The following is a 16,769-nucleotide window of genomic DNA, read 5'->3' as shown; positions in this document are numbered from 1 at the left end:
ACGACTCCTTTCTGATCGGATCTCCGTGATCGCCGGTCGGTTCAGCACAGGGACACCGCCTCCCCGGCGCCCTCCGGCCAGGCCGTCAGCGGGGTGAAGCCCCGGTGGCCGCACTCGCCGAACACCTTGACCGGGGCGCCCCCGGACAGGGCGACCAACCGCCACAGCCCGGGCCGGGAACGGGCGGCCGGGGCCAGCGGCAGCGCCCCGTCCCCGTCGGCGTCCGCCAACTGCCAGGAGTCCCCGTCCGGCGTGGGGACGACTCGGTCCAGCGTCACCGGCACCGCGTCCAGCCACGGGTCGTCCCGCAGCGCCTCGCCGTACCGGGCGATCGCACGCGCCGTCGTATCGCCCGGCGGCCGTATCGCTGCGGGTACGGGCGGGGCGAACCGCTCCCCGAGCGCCGCCCGCGGCTGCCCGGCACCGGGATAGACGGCCACCTCCGCCTCCAGGACCAGCCCGACCGGCAGGGCCTGCTCGGGGGCCCGGCCCGCCGCACCGTAGGAGAGGAGCAGGCAGGTGCGGCCCGATCCTTCGCCGTACAGCCAGATGCGACGCGTCGTCAGCTTGGCGTCCGTCGTGTCGTACTGGGCGAGGACCAGCCAGCGGTCGCGGGTCGACGGGCCGTCCGGCGCGGCGGGCAGGCCGACACGGGACCGGACGGTCGCCGCGAGGCCGTCCGGCAGCCGGTCACGGCGCAACCAGCCCTGGTCGAGGAGGTGCAGCAGCGCACACTCCTCCAGCAGCCGTACCGGCCAGCCCGGACCGGACGCCGGTATGGCACCCAACTCCCGTACCCGAGCCGCCAGTCCGGGGGCCTGCGCGTCGACCATGCGGGCCGCCGTCTCCTCCCACAGGCCGTAACCCGCCTGTTCCGCCGAGGCCATCCCCCCGCGCAGCAGGTCGGCGAGGCGCTGTTCCAGTTCCGTGGCGCCCGCGGTGACCCGCTCGGCCCTGCGCTCCGCCCTGCGCCTGGCCGCCTCGGGATCACCGGATCCGGCGGCGGAACCGGCCGCCGCCTCGGGCCGCTTGTCCTGCGCGCGCTTCTTCCGCCCCGCTATCCACTGCTCCGCCCAGTCCGGAGCCCGCCCCGGCGGCACCGCGGCGTCGCCGCCGGCCCAGAGCAGCAGCAGCCCCAGCGCGTGTTTGCACGGGAACTTGCGGCTCGGACAACTGCATGTGTACGCGGGGCCGGACGCGTCCGCGATGTCCACCACCGTTTGATACGGCTTGCTGCCGCTGCCCTTGCACAGTCCCCACACCGTCCCCTCGTCGGAACTCCCCGCCTCGGACCACGGCCCGGCCGCGCCGAGTTTGCTTCCCGCTTTGCGTGATGCGGCGTCAGGCGCCAGTGCCAGCACCTGGTCCGCGGTCCAGCGCACCCCCTGCTGAGTCATGCCATCGAAGGTAGATCCCCCCACTGACAATCGGCCCTGCCAGCACGTTTCCGCAGGTCAGAGCGATTGTCAGTGGCGTGGTGCACGGTGGACACAGATCCGAACCGGCCGAGCTGCGAGGGGGCCTCAGCCATGTCTGTGTCCGTGGAACCTACGTCCGTCGAACCGAGCCAGAACCACTCCGCGCCCGTGAACGCGGCGCAGGAGCTGCGCCCGCACGCCGAGGACGCCTTCGCCACCGAACTCGCCGCGCTGGCCGCGCAGGACGACCGTCCGCGCCCGGCCCGCTGGAAGCTGTCGCCGTGGGCGGTAGCCACCTACCTGCTCGGCGGCACCCTCCCCGACGGCACGGTGATCACACCGAAATACGTGGGCCCGCGCCGTATCGTCGAGGTCGCCGTCACCACGCTCGCCACCGACCGCGCCCTGCTCCTGCTCGGCGTGCCGGGCACGGCGAAGACCTGGGTGTCCGAACATCTCGCCGCCGCGGTCAGCGGTGACTCGACACTGCTGGTGCAGGGCACGGCGGGCACACCCGAGGAGGCCATCCGCTACGGCTGGAACTACGCGCAGCTGCTCGCCCACGGCCCGAGCCGGGACGCCCTCGTGCCCAGCCCGGTGATGCGGGCCATGGCGGAGGGCATGACGGCCCGGGTGGAGGAGCTGACCCGTATCCCGGCCGACGTGCAGGACACGCTGATCACGATCCTGTCGGAGAAGACGCTGCCGATACCGGAGCTGGGCCAGGAGGTGCAGGCGGTCCGCGGCTTCAACCTGATCGCCACGGCCAACGACCGCGACCGCGGCGTCAACGACCTGTCCAGCGCGCTGCGCCGCCGCTTCAACACGGTGGTGCTGCCCCTGCCGGCCGACGCCGACGCCGAGGTCGACATCGTCTCCCGTCGCGTCGACCAGATCGGCCGCTCCCTCGACCTGCCCACGGCGCCCGACGGCATCGACGAGATCCGCCGCGTCGTGACCGTCTTCCGCGAACTGCGCGACGGCATCACCGCCGACGGCCGTACGAAGCTGAAGTCGCCGAGCGGCACGCTGTCCACCGCCGAGGCGATCTCCGTCGTCACCAACGGGCTCGCGCTGGCGGCCCACTTCGGCGACGGAGTGCTGCGGCCCGGCGATGTCGCCGCGGGCATCCTGGGCGCCGTCGTCCGCGACCCGGCGGCCGACCGTGTCATCTGGCAGGAGTATCTGGAGACGGTCGTGCGTGAGCGCGACGGCTGGAAGGACTTCTACCGGGCCTGCCGGGAGGTGAGCGCGTGAGCGACAACCGGCCCCTGCTGCTCGGCGTGCGGCATCACGGTCCGGGGTCGGCGCGGGCGGTGCGGGCCGCGCTGGACGCCGCCGCGCCCGAAGTGGTGCTGATCGAGGGCCCGCCCGAGGCCGACGCACTCCTGCCGCTCGCCGCCGACCCGGGGATGCGGCCGCCGGTCGCGCTCCTCGCCCACGCCGTGGACGAGCCCGGCCGCTCGGCGTTCTGGCCGCTGGCCGAGTTCTCCCCGGAGTGGGTGGCCGTCCACTGGGCCCTGGAGCACGAGGTACCGGCCCGCTTCATCGACCTGCCCGCCACTCACACGCTGGCGTGCCGCAAGGAGGAGGAAGACCGAGGCGAAGAAGAAGAAGAGAAGGGCGAAGAGGGGAAGGGCGTAGAAGAAAAGGGGGAAGAAGGGGACGCGCCTGCCGGCTCCGTGGACGGTGCCGACGGCCCGCCCGGCCGCTCCGCCGAGCACACCCTTCGTCTCGACCCGCTGGCCGTGCTCGCCGAGACCGCCGGATACGACGACCCCGAGCGCTGGTGGGAGGACGTCATCGAGCACCGGGGCGCCGGGGCCCCGGGGGAGGCGACCCAGGACCATGAGGCCGCGCTCGCGCCGTTCGCCGCGCTGGAGGAGGCGATGACGGCGCTGCGGGAGACGTACGGCGCCGGCGGGCACGACCGGGACCTGGTGCGGGAGGCGTACATGCGGCTCCAACTGCGGGCAGCACAGCGGGAGTCCGGCGGGCGCGTGGCCGTGGTGTGCGGGGCGTGGCACGTGCCCGCGCTGCGCCGCAAGAGCGCCGTCACCGCCGACCGGGCCCTGCTGAAGGGGCTGCCCAAGGTCAAGGTGGACATGACGTGGGTGCCGTGGACGCACCGCAGGCTGTCCCGGGTCAGCGGCTACGGGGCGGGCATCGACTCGCCGGGCTGGTACGGGCATCTGTTCGGCGCCCCGGACCGGCCGGTCGAGCGGTGGCTGACCAAGGTGGCGGGCCTGCTGCGCGAGGAGGACCACATCGTCTCGTCCGCGCATGTCATCGAGGCGGTCCGGCTGGCCGGGACCCTCGCCGCGATGCGCGGACGCCCGCTGCCGGGGCTGACCGAGACGACCGACGCGGTGCGCGCGGTGATGTGCGACGGCTCGGACGTGCCGCTGGCGCTTGTGCACGACCGGCTGGTGGTCGGCGATGTGCTGGGGGAGGTGCCGGACACGGCGCCCGCCGTGCCCCTGCAACGGGACCTGACCGCGCTGCAACGGCGGCTGCGGCTCAAACCCGAGGCGCTGGAACGGGAGTTGGAGCTGGACCTGCGCAAGGAGACCGACGCCGGACGCAGTCGGCTGCTGCACCGGCTGCGGCTGCTGGGCATCGGCTGGGGCGAGCCGGCCCGGTCACGGGGCAGCACGGGCACGTTCCGGGAGACGTGGCGGCTGCGCTGGGAGCCGGAGCTGTCCGTGCGGATCGCCGAGGCCGGGGTGTGGGGCACGACGGTGGTCGCCGCCGCGACCGCCAAGGCCGAGGCGGACGCCACGGCCGCGCAGGCCCTCGCCGAGGTGACAGCGCTGGCCGAGCACTGCCTGCTGGCCGGACTGCGCGACGCGCTCCCTGTGGTGATGCGGGTGCTCGCCGACCGGGCCGCGCTCGACGCCGACGTCGGCCATCTCGCGCAGGCACTGCCCGCCCTGGTCAGCTCGCTGCGCTACGGCGATGTGCGAGGCACGGACACCAAGGCGCTCGCCGAGGTCGCCGCGGGCCTCGCCGAGCGGATCTTCGTCGGGCTGCCACCTGCCTGCACCGCCCTCGACACGGACGCGGCCGAGCAGATGCGCGGCCACGTGGACGCGGTGCAGGGCGCGGTGGGGCTCCTCACCGAGAGCTCCGCCGCGGGCCACGGCGACCTGCGGGCCCGCTGGCGCTCGGTGCTGCGGTCGCTGTCCGGTCGGGACACCGTGCCGGGAGTCATCCGCGGCCGGGCCGTGCGGCTCCTGCTGGACGAGGGTGAGGTGGGGCAGGACGAGGCGGCCCGGCTGATGGGGCTCGTGCTCTCGCCGGGCACCCCGCCGCAGGACGCCGCCGCCTGGATCGAGGGCTTCGTGGGCGGCGGGGGAGGCATGCTGCTCGTGCACGACGAACGGCTGCTGGGGCTGGTCGACGCATGGCTCACCGGGGTGCCTGCGGACGCGTTCGCGGATGTCCTGCCGCTGCTGCGGCGGACGTTCTCGGCCTACGAGCCGGGCGTGCGGCGCACCCTCGGCGAGCTGGTGCGGCGCGGCCCGGGAGCACGGGGCGGCGCGTCGGCAGGCCGGACGGCGGGCATACCCGGGTTCGCGCCCGAACCCGACACCGAGCGCGCGGAAGCCGTACTGCCGCTGGTGCGGCTGCTGCTCGGACTGGACACCGACGACAAGGACCTGGCGAGGGTGGGCACATGACGACCACGCAGACCATGACGGGGCCGGCCGCCGGCAGCTCGGCCGAGCCGGACGCCGCCGGGGAGCGGCTGCGGCGCTGGCGGCTGGTGCTCGGCGGCGACAGTGCCGACGGGACGGGCTGCACGCTGCGCGGACAGGACGCGGCGATGGACGGCGCGCTCGCCGCGCTCTACGGAAAGGGGGACAGACCGCAGTCGGGGCGGGAGCGTTCGGCGGGGCTCGGGGCGTCCGCCCCGTCCGTGGCCCGCTGGCTCGGCGACATCCGGACCTACTTCCCCTCGTCCGTGGTCCAGGTCATGCAACGGGATGCCATCGACCGGCTCGGTCTCGACTCCTTGCTGCTGGAGCCGGAGATGCTGGAGGCGGTGGAGGCCGACGTGCACCTCGTCGGCACGCTGCTCTCCCTCAACAAGGCGATGCCGGAGACCACGAAGGAGACCGCACGGGCGGTCGTGCGCAAGGTCGTCGAGGACCTGGAGAAGCGGCTCGCCACCCGGACCCGGGCCACGCTCACCGGCGCCCTCGACCGCAGCGCCCGCATCAACCGGCCGCGCCACCACGACATCGACTGGAACCGCACGATCGCGGCCAACCTCAAGCACTATCTGCCCGAGTACCGCACGATCGTGCCGGAACGGCTCATCGGCTACGGCCGCGCCGCCCGATCCGTGAAGAAGGAGGTCGTCCTCTGCATCGACCAGTCGGGATCGATGGCGGCGTCCGTCGTCTACGCCTCCGTGTTCGGGGCGGTGCTGGCGTCCATGCGGTCCATCGACACCCGGCTCGTCGTCTTCGACACGGCCGTCGTCGACCTCACCGACCAGTTGGACGACCCCGTCGACGTGCTGTTCGGCACCCAGCTCGGCGGCGGCACCGACATCAACCGGGCGCTCGCCTACTGCCAGTCGCAGATCACCCGGCCGACCGAAACGGTGATGGTGCTCATCAGCGACCTGTACGAGGGCGGTATACGCAACGAGATGCTCAAGCGGGTCGCGGCGATGAAGGCGTCCGGGGTGCAGTTCGTGACGCTGCTCGCGCTGTCGGACGAGGGGGCGCCCGCCTACGACCGTGAACACGCCGCCGCGCTGGCCGCAATGGGTGCGCCCGCCTTCGCCTGCACACCCGATCTGTTCCCCGAGGTCATGGCGGCGGCGATCGAGAAGCGTCCGCTGCCGATACCGGACGGCATGTGAGGTCCGGGGCGGAAGAGACATGACGGGCCATCGGTATGGGGGGCTTGCGCATCCTCGGGCGCGCCGTGCGAGGATCGGTGCCCGCGTTGCGCCGACCCGTCACTCGTTCCGCCGCACGGGAGGACCCACCCGCTCTTGGCCTCAGCAGCAGCTCTGTCCGGTGCCGCTGTGCGCGTTCGCCGCACGGCGGGCGGACGGCGTGCGCTGCGACTGGCGGTGCTGGTGGGCGCCCTGATCACACTCGGACTCCTCTACGGCGAACGAGCACACGCAGCCGACGACCCCCGGCCCTCACCTTCGGCGGATTCGGCCGCAAACCCGATTCCCCCAGTCTCGGCCCCGCCCCCGGCCTCGGCGGGTTCGGCTGGGGGCCGGAGCTCGGCAATGCCGGTCCCGTCCCGGCTCTCGGCGGGTTCGGCTGGGGATCCGATTTCGGCTGCGTCGGTCCCGCCCGGGCCCTCGGCCGTAACGACTCCGGGTCTGGCCTCGGCCGTATCGGCTTCGTCCGTCGTGCGCCCTGCGGGTGACGCGGGGCGGGCCCTTGCGGGCGACGGGCCGAAGACCCCTGTGGCGGACGCGGTGCTGGCCCTCACGGGTGCCGCGTCCCGCACGCCGGTCCGACAACCGGCCGGTATCCCTGGCCGACCCGCACCCGTGGCCACACAGGCGCCCGCCACCACGTCCGGTCCGGCCCCCGCACCGGCATCCGTCCTCGGGTCCGCCCCCGCACCGGCATCCGTGCCCGCACTGGCATCCGTAGCCGCGTCCGCGCCCGCATCCGGCCCCGGACCGGCAGCCGGGCCTGCGCCCGTCACGGTGTCCGGTCCGGCGCTCGCGCCCGCCCCCGGACCGGCAATCGGGCCTGCGTCCGCAACCGTGTCCGGTTCGGCGTTCGCGCCTGGCCCCGCACCGGCAACCGTGCTCGCGTCCGCCCTCGCGACGGCACTCGTGCCCGCCCCCGAGTCGATCGTCGCCTCCGCCGCCGCAGGGGAACCGGTGGTCGGGGTGGGGTTTGTGGGTGGGGCTGGGGTTCAGGGGGTGGTGGGTTCTGTTGTCGGTGGGGTCGTGGGGGATGTCGTCGGGGCGGTCACCCGGGCCCTGGACGAGGTGGGGACGGCGGTGCCCGCCGCGCCCGCCTGGCCCGCACTGCCCGGGCTGCCCGAGGCGCCCTACTGGCCCACGCCGCCCGTGTTGCCGGGGGAGACGGCGGACCTGTTGCCGTCGTTGCCCGGGCTTTCCGAGTTGCCGGGGCGGCTGGTGCCCGCGCCGGTCGGTTGGGGTCCCGAGCCGCAGGCGGCCCCCGAAGCGGCCCCGCGTACCGGTGAGCGGGCCGCCGTGCAGCGGACGTCGACCGGCGCCGCTCTCGGCCCGTACGGCACCGCCCCCGCTCCCCGGCCCGCGGCGCACGGCGGCGGCCGGCGTGCCGCGGCCGCCGTGGACAGCCCGCCCCATCCCGCCCCCGCCGGCGACCCGGACGGCAGGGTGGGCAAGTCGGCCCTCGACGGCGGCACTTCGCGCCATGCCGACCTGCATGCGTTCACCCCGCAGCACCGGGCGCCGCTGCGGCTCGTGCCCGGTGCCGCCGTGCGTGTCGCCATGCCCGGGACCCGGGACGGGCACCAGGACATCCCGGTCTTCCCCGGCTAGCGCGGGTCCGGCCGGCTCCCGCCCGGACCGCCACCCACCTCTCCCCGGATGCGCCCGTATCCGCCCGCACCCGCCGCACCTGCGCGGGGGCCGTCGACGGCCTCTGCCGAACGCCCCGCGCGCCCGATGCGACCAGTGCGGCCGACGAGACAGCATGGACGCATGGGACCGGTGGGACGACGTGGCCGTGTGGCCGGCGAGCCGCCCACCTCCACCGACTCCGTGGGGAAGCCGGGGTCGGACGGCCGAATGCCGTCGGTGCGTCCGGCCCGCACCCCACGGGCGGGGCGGGCAGGTCCCCATTGGGGTGGGGATCAACCGCCCCGGGCCTTCGGGCCCTTCCAGGGGCCTCACCGGGTCAACCCCAGCCCGGTGAGGCCCCGCCCCTGCGGCACGCCGTGCCAGCAAACCAGGCATCATGTGACAGGTATCACCGCTCAGGTGTGACCCGCGATTTAGAGGCCCCCCTGATGCAGCGATAACCTGCGAGACGGACATGCCGCGCGCTCGGACACCGTGTGCGCATCCCTTGTGACACATGCGGACGTCACGTTGCCCTTCGCGGCACGCCCACGCATCCAACGAACCGCGAGATCACTGATAGGGACGGAAGCGCGTGGACCTGTTCGAGTACCAGGCGAGGGACCTCTTCGCCAAGCACGATGTACCGGTGCTGGCCGGTGAAGTCATCGACACGCCTGAGGCGGCGCGCGAGATCACCGAGCGGCTGGGCGGCAAGTCCGTCGTCAAGGCGCAGGTGAAGGTCGGTGGTCGCGGCAAGGCCGGTGGCGTGAAGCTGGCCGCTTCCGCGGACGAGGCCGTCGCCCGTGCGACGGACATCCTCGGCATGGACATCAAGGGCCACACGGTCCACAAGGTCATGATCGCCGAGACCGCCCCGGAGATCGTCGAGGAGTACTACGTCTCCTTCCTCCTCGACCGCGCCAACCGCACCTTCCTCTCCATCGCCTCCGTCGAGGGCGGCATGGAGATCGAGGAGGTGGCGGCCACCCGCCCGGACGCCGTCGCCCAGACCCCGATCGACGCCATCGACGGGGTGACGCCGGAGAAGGCCCGCGAGATCGTCGCGGCCGCCAAGTTCCCGGCCGAGGTCGCGGACAAGATCGCCGACGTCCTCGTCAAGCTGTGGGACACCTTCATCAAGGAGGACGCCCTCCTGGTCGAGGTGAACCCGCTGGCCAAGGTCGCCTCCGGTGAGGTCATCGCCCTCGACGGCAAGGTGTCCCTGGACGACAACGCGGAGTTCCGTCACCCCGATTTCGAGGAACTGCACGACAAGGCCGCGGCCAACCCGCTGGAGGCCGCCGCCAAGGAGAAGAACCTCAACTACGTCAAGCTCGACGGCGAGGTCGGCATCATCGGCAACGGCGCCGGCCTGGTCATGTCGACCCTGGACGTGGTCGCGTACGCCGGTGAGAAGCACGGCGGCGTCAAGCCCGCCAACTTCCTCGACATCGGCGGCGGCGCCTCCGCGCAGGTCATGGCCAACGGCCTGGAGATCATCCTGGGCGACCCGGACGTGCGCTCCGTGTTCGTCAACGTCTTCGGTGGCATCACCGCCTGTGACGAGGTCGCCAACGGCATCGTGCAGGCCCTGAAGCTGCTGGAGGACCGCGGCGAGAAGGTCGAGAAGCCGCTCGTCGTCCGCCTCGACGGCAACAACGCCGAGCTGGGCCGCAAGATCCTCACCGACGCCAACCACCCGCTGGTGCAGCGCGTCGACACCATGGACGGCGCGGCCGACAAGGCCGCCGAGCTGGCCGCCGCCAAGTAAGCACTCAGGACGAGGACACCAACACACCATGGCTATCTGGCTCAACAAGGACAGCAAGGTCATCGTCCAGGGCATGACCGGCGCCACCGGCATGAAGCACACCAAGCTCATGCTCGGTGACGGCACCAACGTCGTGGGCGGCGTGAACCCGCGCAAGGCGGGTCAGACCGTCGACTTCGACGGCACCGAGGTACCGGTCTTCGGCACCGTCAAGGAGGCCATCGAGAAGACCGGCGCCGACGTCTCCGTCATCTTCGTGCCGGAGAAGTTCACCAAGGACGCGGTCGTCGAGGCCATCGACGCCGAGATCCCGCTGGCCGTCGTGATCACCGAGGGCATCGCCGTGCACGACACGGCCGCCTTCTGGGCGTACGCCGGCAAGAAGGGCAACAAGACCCGCATCATCGGCCCGAACTGCCCCGGCATCATCACCCCGGGCCAGTCGAACGTCGGCATCATCCCGGGCGACATCACCAAGCCGGGCCGCATCGGCCTGGTCTCCAAGTCCGGCACGCTGACCTACCAGATGATGTACGAGCTGCGGGACATCGGCTTCTCGACGGCCGTCGGCATCGGTGGTGACCCGATCATCGGCACCACGCACATCGACGCCCTGGCCGCCTTCCAGGACGACCCCGACACCGACCTGATCGTGATGATCGGTGAGATCGGCGGCGACGCCGAGGAGCGGGCCGCGGCCTTCATCAAGGAGAACGTGACCAAGCCGGTCGTCGGTTATGTCGCGGGCTTCACCGCCCCCGAGGGCAAGACCATGGGCCACGCCGGCGCCATCGTCTCCGGTTCGTCCGGCACCGCCCAGGCGAAGAAGGAGGCCCTGGAGGCCGCCGGTGTCAAGGTCGGCAAGACGCCGACCGAGACGGCCAAGCTGGCCCGCGGCATCCTCGGCAGCTGAGTCACCGGACGCGGCCCCGCGGCGTAAGCGGCGGCCGGTCCGGCGGTACGAAGGGGTCCGCATCCCGACGGGATGCGGACCCCTCGCGTCTGTTCGGTGGGAGAAGCGGCTCAGCGGGTGAGCGGTACCAGCCGTTCCGGCCCGTTCGCGGTCTCTGTGCGCAGCTTGGCCCGCAGTTGCTGCTCCGTGTGCGACAGCGGGCCGAGAGCGGGCTTCGGCGGGACGCCCCGCACCGCCTGCGCCGGGGCGAGCGGGGGTTCGTAGTGCGTCGGCGCGGTGCGCAGCGTGAGGGCCGTCGAACCGATGATCGCGACGGTGAAGGTGATGGCGGCCCGGGTCCAGAAGCGGTTCCGGCGCTCGCCGTGGGTCCGTACCGGCTCCGGCTTCTGCGCCCGCAGCCGCTGTGTGGAGGCCAGCTCGACCAGCCGCCGGTGCAGCACCTCGGGGTCCGCCAGCTCCGGGACGCGCGCGGCCAGTTCGGCGCGGGCGTGCGTGAGCCGGCTCGCCGCCGCCGGGGTGCTCGCCTCCGTCTCGGCCGCGGTCTCGGGCAGATTGAGCCCGACGCCGTCGTACAGCACGAGGGTGCGGCGGTACGACGGCGGCAGGCCGAGGAGCGCCTTCAGCAGCACACGGTCGCCGGGGTCGGCGGGCGGTGGCTCGGGGTACAGGTAGCGCGGGCGGAAGCGGTGCCAGGGCGACAGGGCGCACTCGTACGCCGTTGCCCGCACCCAGCCGGCGGGGTCCCGGTCCTGGGCCACCTCCGGCCACTTCTGCCAGGCCAGTTGGAAGGCCCGCTCCACGGACTCGCGGGCGAGTTCGCGGCGCCCGGTGAGCAGATAGGTCTGCCGTACGAGGGCGGGGGCGCAGAACGCGTAGAGGGCATCGAACGCCTGAGTGGGCGTCAGGGTGGGACTCTGCGTCACTGTACGCCCTTTCGTGTGATAAAGAACATAAACATATATTGAGCGACACTTCGGTGGTTCGCCCGTTACAGCCGGAAGGCGCGTGTCGTTGGGAGCATGGCGGTCGTGACGCAGATGACCGCTCGCCGACCGTCGTTGTCGTCCCTGCCGACCCGGCTGCGCGACCGCTCGCCCGGCTGGGGCACGAGCCTCGTGGGCGGCGTGATCGCGGCCGGTCTCGGGCTCGGCTCGTCCGCCGTGCTCGTGCTGGTGCTGTGGATCAGTTCGCCGTACCCCGACAGCGGGCCGGGCGGCGCGCTGCACCTCGCCGCCACGCTGTGGCTGCTGGCGCACGGGGTCGAACTGATCCGCACCGACACGCTGTCCGGTGCCCCCGCGCCCATGGGCATCACCCCACTGCTGCTGCTTCTGCCGCCGGTGTGGGCGCTGTACCGGGCGGCACGGGACGCGGTGGACGCGCCGGATGACCCCGACGGGCCGCCGCCGGTCGCCGCGGGCACGGCGTGGGCCGGCGTCGTCCTCGGCTATCTCGCCGTCGCCGGCCTCGCCACCCTGTATGCCCGGGGCGGCGAGTTGCGGCCGGAGTGGCCCTGGGCCGCCGTGTGCGTGCCGCTGATCGCCGCGGGCGCGGCGGGCGTCGGCGTGTGGACGGCGTACGGCCGGCCGCCGGGGCCGTCGGCGTGGCTGCCGGGCCTCGCGGCGCTGTGGCCCGAACGCCTGCGCCGCCCGGCACCCGGGCCTCGCGGCGCGGCCGGACCGGGCTCGGCCCTCGGCATCGCCGCGCGGGCCGCCGGGGCCGGGGCGGCGGTGCTCGCTGGGGGTGGCGCGCTGCTGCTCGCGGCGTCCCTCGTGGCGCACGGCGATGTGGCCTACGAGTCCTTCCTCCAGTTGACGGACGGCTGGTCCGGGCGGTTCGCGGTGCTGCTGCTGTGCGTGGGGCTGGTGCCGAACGCGGCCGTCTGGTCGGCCGCCTACGGTCTTGGGCCCGGGTTCGTCCTCGGCACCGGGCATGTGGTGTCCCCGCTGTCCTCCGATCCCGCGCCGCTGCTGCCGCCGTTTCCGCTGCTGGCGGCGGTTCCGGACGCGGGGACAGGGGGGCCGTACAACTGGGCGGCCGGGGCGGTTCCGGTGGCGGCGGGGCTGACCGTGGCCTGGTTCGCGGTCGCGGGGGCGGTGGGACGGCGGGGCGCGCGTCCGGGCGCGGACGCGGATACGGGCGCCGGCAAGGACGCGGCGGGGGTGAGGGCCGGGCGGTCCGCGTGGTCCGCCGCACGGACCGCGGGGGTGGTTGTGCTGGCCGCGGGGATGTGTGCGGTGGTGTGCGCGGTGCTCGCCGAGGCGGCGGGCGGGCCGCTCGGGACCTCGGCGCTGGCCCGGTTCGGCCCCGTGTGGTGGCAGACGGGCGGCGCGGCGGGGGCGTGGATCGCGGGCGTGGCCGTCCCGGTGGCGTTGCTGGTACGGGCCTGGCGACTGCGGACCTGGCGGATGCGCAAGTGGCTGTCGCGGGGCAGGGATTGGCTGTCGCGGGGATGGCGGAGGACTGCGGCCGGGCCCCGGCGGACGTCGGAGCCGGTGTCCGAGCGGAAGCCGCAGCCGAAGCCGGAGCGCAAGGCGGAGGGCGTCCGCATGGCGCAGGGCGCGGAGTGGGGTGCGGGTTCGGCGGGGTCCGACGCGTACGACCTGCTGCCTGCCGACGAGCCCGGGGGGCCGGCATGGCCCGACGACACGTCCCGGGAGGGCCATCCCCACCCCCTCGCCCAGCCGCCGTCCGACTCACTGAGCTGAAGAAGGGCCGCCCGCCGAGGTGGGGTGGCGGGCCGGGGGCGGGGTCAGGTGTTGGTGCCCAGGAGGGTCCGGAGTTCCTGGGGGAGCAGATGGTTGCAGGACTGCTTGGCCTCGTTGGTCAGGGCGTCGTTCACGCAGGTGTAGTAGTCGCGGTAGACCAGCTGGGCCGTGAACGTCGCCGCGACCAGGCTGAGGGCCAGCGCCGCGGTCACCAGGCCGCTGACCGCCGCCGCGGTCTGCGGGCGGCCGGTCTGCGGGCGGGCCTGCGCGGGCGCGGGCTCGTCCGGGTCCGGGGTGCGCGGCTTGGCGCGCAGCGCGGTGATGCCCCAGTACAGGGCCAGCGCACCCAGCAGCAGGGCCACGTACGGCCAGCTGAACAGGGCGAAGAAGAAGGCCCACATTCCGCACAGCAGCGCGTAGCGGGCGCGGCGCTGGGCCGGGTCCGTGGGGTCCCAGCGCAGGCCGGGGCCGGGGGCGCCGCCGCCCGGGCCCTGCGGACCGGCGCCCGGGCGCTCGCCGAAGCCGCCGGAGGAGCGGCCCGGCTGCCGGTCGCTCCACTGGCTGCCCCAGGGGGAGGGCTGCTGCGGGGTGCCGTTCTCGTCGGAGGAGGAGTCGTCGTCCCCGCCCTTGGGCCGCCGCGGCTGCCACGGACGGTCCGGCGTGCCCTCCGGCGGCGGCGCGAACGGGTTGTCGTCCTGCGCTGCGCCGCCCCGCTCGTCCCCGTTCTGCCCGCCCGAGGGTGCGTCGGGCGGTGAGGCCGGGCGCTCCCGCACCAACACGGCACCACGCTCCCCTCCCTGCACCGACTGCGGGGGGAACGTGAGGAGTCGCAGACTGCGGTCCGGCATCAACTGAGCGTCTTCCCCTAGGTGATCACAGATGTCTCATGTGAGCTGACACTTCGGCAACGCACCGCACGACGACAGCGTTCCCGAACCGCTCCCTCCCAGACGCTACCTTCCGGCCACGCCCCCGTCCCGTGGGGGCCTTCCCGTATGCCGGTATCGTTGCTGACGGCCGACTGCTTCGTAGAGTTCCCCGTATCCAGGGGCGCGAAGCACTCGTACGAATGTACAAAACGTCGTACGGGCGCGGCCGTCGTACCGAAGTCATTCCCCGAGAAAGGGCCCCGCCGTGGCCGCCAAGCCCGAGGTCAAGCGCCTCGTCGTGCTGGTCTCCGGATCCGGCAGCAATCTGCAGGCGCTCCTCGACGAGATCGCGACCAAGGGTGCCGACGCGTACGGCGCGCGGATCGTGGCCGTCGGCGCCGACCGCGACGGCATCGAGGGGCTGGCCCGGGCCGAGCGCGCCGGGGTACCGACCTTCGTGCGGCGGGTCAAGGACTACGCCACCCGCGAGGAGTGGGACGCCGCGCTCGCCGAGTCCGTCGCCGCCCACCGGCCCGACCTCGTCGTCTCCGCCGGGTTCATGAAGATCGTCGGCAAGGAGTTCCTGGCGCGGTACGGCGGACGCTTCGTCAACACGCACCCCGCCCTGCTGCCCAGCTTTCCCGGGGCCCACGGGGTGCGGGAAGCGCTCGCGTACGGCGTCAAGGTCACCGGTTGCACCGTCCACTTCGTCGACGACGGCGTCGACACCGGGCCGATCATCGCTCAGGGCGTGGTGGAGGTCCGGGACGAGGACGACGAGAGCGCGCTGCACGAGCGCATCAAGGAAGTCGAGCGAAGGCTGCTCGTCGAGGTCGTCGGCAGGCTCGCCCGCCACGGCCACCGCATTGAGGGACGAAAGGTAGTTATCCAGTGACCGCCGAGAGCATCGAGAGCGGTAAGCGGCCGATCCGGCGCGCGCTCGTCAGCGTCTACGACAAGACCGGGCTCGAAGAGCTCGCGCGCGGGCTGCACGAGGCCGGCGTCGAACTCGTCTCCACCGGCTCCACCGCCGGGCGGATCGCCGCGGCCGGCGTGCCCGTCACCAAGGTCGAGGACCTGACCGGATTCCCCGAGTGCCTGGACGGCCGGGTCAAGACCCTGCACCCCAGGGTCCATGCGGGCATCCTCGCCGACCTGCGGCTGGACAGCCACCGGGAGCAGCTGGCCGAGCTGGGCGTCGAACCGTTCGACCTCGTCGTCGTCAACCTGTACCCGTTCCGCGAGACCGTCGCCTCCGGGGCCTCGCCCGACGAGTGCGTCGAGCAGATCGACATCGGCGGGCCGTCCATGGTGCGGGCCGCCGCCAAGAACCACCCGTCCGTGGCCGTCGTCACCAGCCCCGAGCGGTACGCCGACGTCCTCGCCGCCGTGCGGGGCGGGGGCTTCGACCTCGCCGCCCGCAAGCGGCTCGCCGCGGAGGCGTTCCAGCACACGGCGGCCTACGACGTGGCGGTCGCGAGCTGGTTCGCGAGCGAGTACGCGCCGGTCGACGCATCGGGCTTCCCCGACTTCCTCGGCGCCACCTGGGAGCGCGCCGACACCCTGCGCTACGGCGAGAACCCGCACCAGCCCGCCGCCCTCTACGTCGACGGCACCGGCGGCGGCCTGGCGCGTGCCGAGCAGCTGCACGGCAAGGAGATGTCGTACAACAACTACACGGACACGGACGCCGCCCGCCGTGCCGCGTACGACCACGACGAGCCGTGCGTCGCGATCATCAAGCACGCCAACCCGTGCGGCATCGCGATCGGCGCGGACGTCGCCGAGGCGCACCGCAAGGCGCACGCCTGCGACCCGCTGTCCGCGTTCGGCGGTGTGATCGCCGTGAACCGGCCGGTCAGCAAGGAGATGGCGGAGCAGGTCGCCGAGATCTTCACCGAGGTCATCGTCGCTCCCGACTACGAGGAGGGGGCCCTGGAGGCCCTTGCCAAGAAGAAGAACATCCGGGTGCTCAAGGCCGCGGACGCCCCGGGCAACCGGGTCGAGGCCAAGCCGATCGACGGCGGTGTCCTGCTCCAGACCACCGATCGGCTCCAGGCTGAGGGCGACGACCCGGCCAACTGGACGCTGGCGACCGGCGAGGCCCTCAGCGCCGGGGAACTGCGGGAACTGGCCTTCGCCTGGAAGGCGTGCCGGGCGGTGAAGTCCAACGCCATCCTGCTCGCCAAGGACGGGGCCTCGGTGGGCGTGGGCATGGGACAGGTCAACCGGGTCGACTCGGCGAAGCTGGCCGTCGAGCGGGCCGGCGCCGAGCGGGCCCAGGGCTCGTACGCCGCCTCCGACGCGTTCTTCCCCTTCCCGGACGGTCTGGAGATCCTTACCGCGGCCGGCGTCCGGGCGGTTGTCCAGCCCGGCGGCTCGGTCCGCGACGAACTGGTCGTGGAGGCCGCGAAGAAGGCGGGCGTCACCATGTACTTCACCGGAACCCGGCACTTCTTCCACTGACGGTCGGCGGGGGCAGCGGGCCGTAGGGGCGGGTTGCGGTTCGTCGGCGGGTGCGGCTCGTGGGGGCTGTTCGC

General features: G+C 73.4%; 12 protein-coding genes. 9 read left to right on the top strand and 3 right to left on the bottom strand.

Annotated features, from left to right (window positions below):
- Positions 1-41 precede the first annotated feature (41 nt).
- Positions 42-1,397: an SWIM zinc finger family protein gene (locus ACIRFL_RS03295; RefSeq protein WP_404023459.1), complete on the bottom strand. Its 1,356-nt coding sequence runs from the start codon at positions 1,395-1,397 to the stop codon at positions 42-44.
- A 132-nt stretch (positions 1,398-1,529) separates the two neighbouring features.
- On the opposite strand from ACIRFL_RS03295, the gene ACIRFL_RS03290 reads away from it, so the two are divergent.
- The 6 genes from ACIRFL_RS03290 (at position 1,530) to sucD (ending at position 10,652) form a co-directional block, all read left to right on the top strand.
- Positions 1,530-2,675 carry an AAA family ATPase gene (locus tag ACIRFL_RS03290; RefSeq protein ID WP_404023458.1) on the top strand — a complete coding sequence of 382 codons (1,146 nt, stop codon included), beginning with the start codon at positions 1,530-1,532 and terminating at the stop codon, positions 2,673-2,675.
- Complete coding sequence (locus ACIRFL_RS03285) at positions 2,672-5,101, top strand: DUF5682 family protein (RefSeq protein WP_404023457.1); 2,430 nt, start codon at positions 2,672-2,674, stop codon at positions 5,099-5,101. The genes ACIRFL_RS03290 and ACIRFL_RS03285 overlap by 4 nt, the downstream gene beginning before the upstream one ends.
- The gene (locus ACIRFL_RS03280; protein WP_404023455.1) at positions 5,098-6,297 is read left to right on the top strand and encodes a VWA domain-containing protein; all 1,200 of its coding nucleotides are present in this window, start codon (positions 5,098-5,100) and stop codon (positions 6,295-6,297) included. The genes ACIRFL_RS03285 and ACIRFL_RS03280 overlap by 4 nt, the downstream gene beginning before the upstream one ends.
- A gap of 1,065 nt (positions 6,298-7,362) precedes the next feature.
- Positions 7,363-7,944, top strand: a complete 582-nt coding sequence (locus tag ACIRFL_RS03275) for a hypothetical protein (RefSeq protein WP_404023453.1) — start codon at positions 7,363-7,365, stop codon at positions 7,942-7,944.
- 616 nt (positions 7,945-8,560) lie between these two features.
- Entirely contained in the window at positions 8,561-9,739 is a 1,179-nt protein-coding gene (gene sucC / locus ACIRFL_RS03270) for an ADP-forming succinate--CoA ligase subunit beta (RefSeq protein WP_404023452.1), read from the top strand.
- Positions 9,740-9,767: 28 nt separating this feature from the next.
- Positions 9,768-10,652 carry a succinate--CoA ligase subunit alpha gene (sucD, locus tag ACIRFL_RS03265; RefSeq protein WP_388702977.1) on the top strand — a complete coding sequence of 295 codons (885 nt, stop codon included), beginning with the start codon at positions 9,768-9,770 and terminating at the stop codon, positions 10,650-10,652.
- Positions 10,653-10,762: 110 nt separating this feature from the next.
- Here the strand turns inward: sucD and ACIRFL_RS03260 are convergent, their stop codons facing one another.
- The gene (locus ACIRFL_RS03260) at positions 10,763-11,614 is read right to left on the bottom strand and encodes a sigma factor-like helix-turn-helix DNA-binding protein (RefSeq protein WP_404023578.1); all 852 of its coding nucleotides are present in this window, start codon (positions 11,612-11,614) and stop codon (positions 10,763-10,765) included.
- A gap of 57 nt (positions 11,615-11,671) precedes the next feature.
- Here ACIRFL_RS03260 and ACIRFL_RS03255 point away from each other — a divergent pair, with 57 nt between their 5' ends.
- Positions 11,672-13,360: a DUF6350 family protein gene (locus ACIRFL_RS03255; protein WP_404023451.1), complete on the top strand. Its 1,689-nt coding sequence runs from the start codon at positions 11,672-11,674 to the stop codon at positions 13,358-13,360.
- Between the two features lie 44 nt (positions 13,361-13,404).
- Here the strand turns inward: ACIRFL_RS03255 and ACIRFL_RS03250 are convergent, their stop codons facing one another.
- Positions 13,405-14,208: a hypothetical protein gene (locus ACIRFL_RS03250; protein WP_404023449.1), complete on the bottom strand. Its 804-nt coding sequence runs from the start codon at positions 14,206-14,208 to the stop codon at positions 13,405-13,407.
- A 286-nt stretch (positions 14,209-14,494) separates the two neighbouring features.
- On the opposite strand from ACIRFL_RS03250, the gene purN reads away from it, so the two are divergent.
- Both purN and purH read left to right on the top strand, forming a co-directional pair.
- A complete protein-coding gene (gene purN, locus ACIRFL_RS03245; RefSeq protein ID WP_404023448.1) occupies positions 14,495-15,124 on the top strand; it encodes a phosphoribosylglycinamide formyltransferase in 630 nt (209 codons plus the stop codon).
- Positions 15,121-16,695 (top strand): bifunctional phosphoribosylaminoimidazolecarboxamide formyltransferase/IMP cyclohydrolase, encoded by a 1,575-nt coding sequence (gene purH, locus ACIRFL_RS03240; RefSeq protein ID WP_404023446.1) that lies wholly within the window; start codon positions 15,121-15,123, stop codon positions 16,693-16,695. Before purN ends, purH begins: the two co-directional genes overlap by 4 nt.
- Positions 16,696-16,769 lie beyond the last annotated feature (74 nt).

The sequence above is a fragment of the Streptomyces sp. NPDC102462 genome, assembly GCF_044765425.1.
Lineage (GTDB): Bacteria > Actinomycetota > Actinomycetes > Streptomycetales > Streptomycetaceae > Streptomyces.
This window is presented reverse-complemented; position numbering and strand designations above follow the sequence as displayed.